The organism is Mesorhizobium sp. M7A.F.Ca.CA.003.01.2.1 (assembly GCF_003998945.1).
GTDB classification, from domain to species: domain Bacteria; phylum Pseudomonadota; class Alphaproteobacteria; order Rhizobiales; family Rhizobiaceae; genus Mesorhizobium; species Mesorhizobium ciceri.
This window is the reverse complement of the sequence record NZ_RZRA01000641.1, coordinates 1-3354: the sequence shown is the minus strand read 5'-3', so window position 1 is coordinate 3354 and position 3354 is coordinate 1. Positions and strand designations below refer to the sequence as shown.

The following is a 3354-nucleotide window of genomic DNA, read 5'->3' as shown; positions in this document are numbered from 1 at the left end:
CCCTGACACCGTAGGCTTCACCGCCGGCAGCCAGATAGGCATTGATCAGGGTGCCGATATATTCGTCACGCCGGTCCCGTTCACGCCAGAGTGCAGCGAGTTGGTGCAAGATCCGGCCCGGCATCTTGAACGCCCCCCAGATCCAGTTCGTGGCAGCGTCTTGCCGCTTGACCAGAATTTCCTTCACCCGATCTCCCTCGTCGAGAACCACGGCATCGAAAAATTCCGGGCGGTCCACCGGGAAGAGCAGAAACGATAGGGAACTATCCGGCAGGCAGGAGAAGCCGTCCTCGGGGAACCAGATCGTATCGGGCAAACCAATCAAAACCGTCTCGTCGGGCGCGACGAGAGGCGCTGCCCGAAAAATCGCATCGCAAAGTCCAACAGGGTTGGGCTGCACCACGAACAGAGCCGCAGCGTCACCATAGCCGGCGGCGTAATATTCGAGAATGTCGGATTTGCCCGATCCGATGATGAAACAGATCTTGTCGACGCCGGCGCGCACCATCCGCCGCACCAGGTACTCGCTCACCGCGCAGGGACGCTCCGTCTGTCCATCGATCCGACTGCCTACCGGCAGCAGCTCTTTCGAGAAGCCGAGCGGTTGAATGCGGCTGCCGCGCCCGGCAGCGGGCACAATGCCCAACATCAGACTGCTTCCATCATCGGTTCGCGGGGAGATCTTTGAAAGGCGTCGTTTAGAATGTGGTCCAGCTCCGCCGCGCGCCGGGCAGAAGTGTGTTCATCCAGAACCCGTTCGCGCGCACGGGTTTTGATGGCATCGAGTTCATCTGCCGGCAAGGCGAGCGCCGCGACCACGTCATCGGTGTCGTGGGCCAGCAGGATCTCGCTGCCGGGCTCGAAGAAGCTGCTCAGGCCAGGCCAGGTGTCGGTTATGATCGGCACCCCGCATGCCGCCGCTTCGAACAACCGGCCCGAAGGACACCAGCCTTTTTGCACCATCGCCTCGCGGGTGACATTCAGCGTCAGTCGGGAGGATGAGAAAAACGCCGGATGATCGGCCGGTGGCAGATGCCTGACGAAGAAGATGTTGTCGCCCCACGGGAATTCCTGCGGATACTGTGCGCCGCCGATGATGAAGCGCTGATCCGGTAGACGCGCGGCGGTGCGGACCAGCAGCTTTTCGACGCCGGCCTGGCGATCCGCCGCGTAGGTCCCGAGATAGGACAGATCACCGGCGAATTCGGCCCGCTTCTCTGCCGGCCGGTGTTGGTCGGGATCGACGTGCCCATAGAGCGGCACCACATGGCGCGCACCCAGAACCGTCTTCAGCGCGTCGACCGCCGAGCCGCCGGTGTAACTCAGGACGAGGTCGAAATCGGCAAGACCCTCAGGGCCGAAATAGGGTGGACGCTCACCTTGTTCGATGCGGGCAAGCGTGACCGGAGTGTCCAGATCGTAGAACACACGCAGTCCGCGGCCTGCCTGCTGCGCCAGCCGCGAGGCGTCCACGGCGTCGGGACAATAAGAGGTGACAATAACGACATCCGATTGTTTGACTGTTTGCTCCGCGACCCGGCGGATGTCCTCCCAGTCCGGGTAGAGCACGACGTTGCCGCCGTCCAGGCGATCAAGATCGCGCGCTCCGGCATAGTAGGGCGTGTCGCGTTCGAAGAAGGTAACGGACCAGCCGCGCCGGGCGAGGGCTCGGATCAGTCCCCTCCATAAGGTGGCATGGCCGTTGCCCCATGAAGACGTGACGGTAAGACCGAAAATGACCATCTGCATCCGGCAAATCCTCGTCAGGCAACTTCGTTCAATCGGATCAGCTTCGCCCCCCAGTCCCCCGATACGATCGTCGTGATCGAAGCGGGATCGATGTCGAAGCGAAAGCAGTCGCCGGCCGGCAAGCCAAGGACCTTGCAGACGGCGGCCTTGATCACATCGGCGTGGCTGACCAGGGCGACACACTGATTCGGATGCTGCTCGTGGACAGCATTCATCACCGCGACGACGCGCTGCTGGACATCGTGCATGGTCTCGCCACTCGGTGTCCTTGCCACTTGCCGCTGATCATTCCAGGCTCGCCAGCTGGCGTCGCCATTCAGCTCATCGAAAGTCTTTCCCGACCAGTCGCCGAAGTCGATCTCGTCAAGTTCGGCGCAGATCGCGATTTCTCCGACACCGCAGGCGAGCGCAATTGGCAGCGCCGTCTCTCGGGTACGCTCGCGCGGGCTGCACAAGATCGCGACGATGGGCTCCCGGGCCATGCGGCAGCCAAGCTGCGTTGCCTGCGCCTTACCGGCATCGCCGAGGCAAACGCCGTCCATACGGCCTGCCAGATAGGAGCCGACATTTTCGTGTGCCGCATGGCGGATCAGAAAGAAGGTCGTCGTCATTCTGCGGCATCGAGCAAAGGCTCGTCCTTGCCTGCGATAAAAGCGAGCGTGCGCTGCCGCGCTTCGGCGTCGGTGAACTGTTCCGGAGGCGACTTCATGAAATAGCTGCAGGGACCGGTCAGCGCGCCGGCTATGCCGCGATCGAGCGCCAGCTTGGCGCAGCGTACCGCATCGATCACCACGCCGGCCGAGTTGGGCGAATCCCAGACCTCCAGCTTGAGCTCGGCATTGAGCGGCACGCCGCCGAAGGTCGTGCCTTCGACCCTTATATAGGCCCACTTGCGATCGGTGAGCCAAGGCACATGGTCGCTCGGGCCGACATGGATGTTGCCCGGCTCCAGGGGAACATCGAACTGGCTGGCCACGGACTGTGTCTTGGAGATTTTCTTCGATTCCAGCCGCTCGCGTTCCAGCATGTTGAGAAAATCGGTGTTGCCGCCGAAATTCAGTTGATAGGTGCGGTCGATGCGTACGCCGCGTTCACGGAAGAGATTGGCTAGCAACCGATGCACGATGGTCGCGCCGACCTGGCTCTTGATGTCGTCGCCGACCAGCGGCAGCCCGCGCTGCTCAAAGCGCCGTCGCCATTCCGGACGTGAGGCGATAAAGACCGGTATGCAATTGACGAAGGCGCAGCCGGCCTCGAGTGCGCATTCGGCATAGAAGCAGGTCGCCTCCTCGGAACCCACCGGCAGGTAGGAAACCAGCACGTCAGCGCTGCTGTCACGCAGGATCTCGGTGACATTGGCAACCGGCTCGGGAGCTTCTTCAATCTCGTCGCGCAAATATTTGCCGATCCCGTCCAGCGTCGGTCCGCGCTCGACGCGAACGCCGGTTGTCATGGCGTCGGCAAAGCGGAACGTGTTGTTGGGGGCGGCGTAGATCGCTTCCGCGACGTCGAGGCCAACCTTGCTCTTGGCGACATCGAATGCGCAGACAATCTCGATGTCGTCGACGTGGTAACCGCCGAGGTCGGCATGCATCAGCCCAGGGA

The 3354-nt window shown here is 62.3% G+C and carries 4 protein-coding genes; all 4 read right to left on the bottom strand.

The window, feature by feature from the left end:
• Positions 1 to 649, bottom strand: a 649-nt coding sequence (locus EN969_RS22810; RefSeq protein WP_127419411.1) for a sugar phosphate nucleotidyltransferase, incomplete at its 3' end; no start/stop codon positions are given.
• Positions 649 to 1749 carry a glycosyltransferase gene (locus tag EN969_RS22805; protein ID WP_063170150.1) on the bottom strand — a complete coding sequence of 367 codons (1101 nt, stop codon included), beginning with the start codon at positions 1747 to 1749 and terminating at the stop codon, positions 649 to 651. The genes EN969_RS22810 and EN969_RS22805, both read right to left, overlap by 1 nt.
• A gap of 14 nt (positions 1750 to 1763) precedes the next feature.
• Positions 1764 to 2360 (bottom strand): histidine phosphatase family protein, encoded by a 597-nt coding sequence (locus EN969_RS22800; protein ID WP_063170151.1) that lies wholly within the window; start codon positions 2358 to 2360, stop codon positions 1764 to 1766.
• Positions 2357 to 3354 (bottom strand): inositol-3-phosphate synthase (locus tag EN969_RS22795; protein ID WP_127419410.1); only part of this gene is annotated, 998 nt, incomplete at its 5' end. The genes EN969_RS22800 and EN969_RS22795, both read right to left, overlap by 4 nt.

Excerpts from the sequence above, each read along its gene's own strand:
- EN969_RS22800 (WP_063170151.1), bottom strand. The coding sequence starts at position 2,360 with ATGACGACGACCTTCTTTCTGATCCGCCATGCGGCACACGAAAATGTC.
- EN969_RS22805 (WP_063170150.1), bottom strand. The coding sequence starts at position 1,749 with ATGCAGATGGTCATTTTCGGTCTTACCGTCACGTCTTCATGGGGCAAC.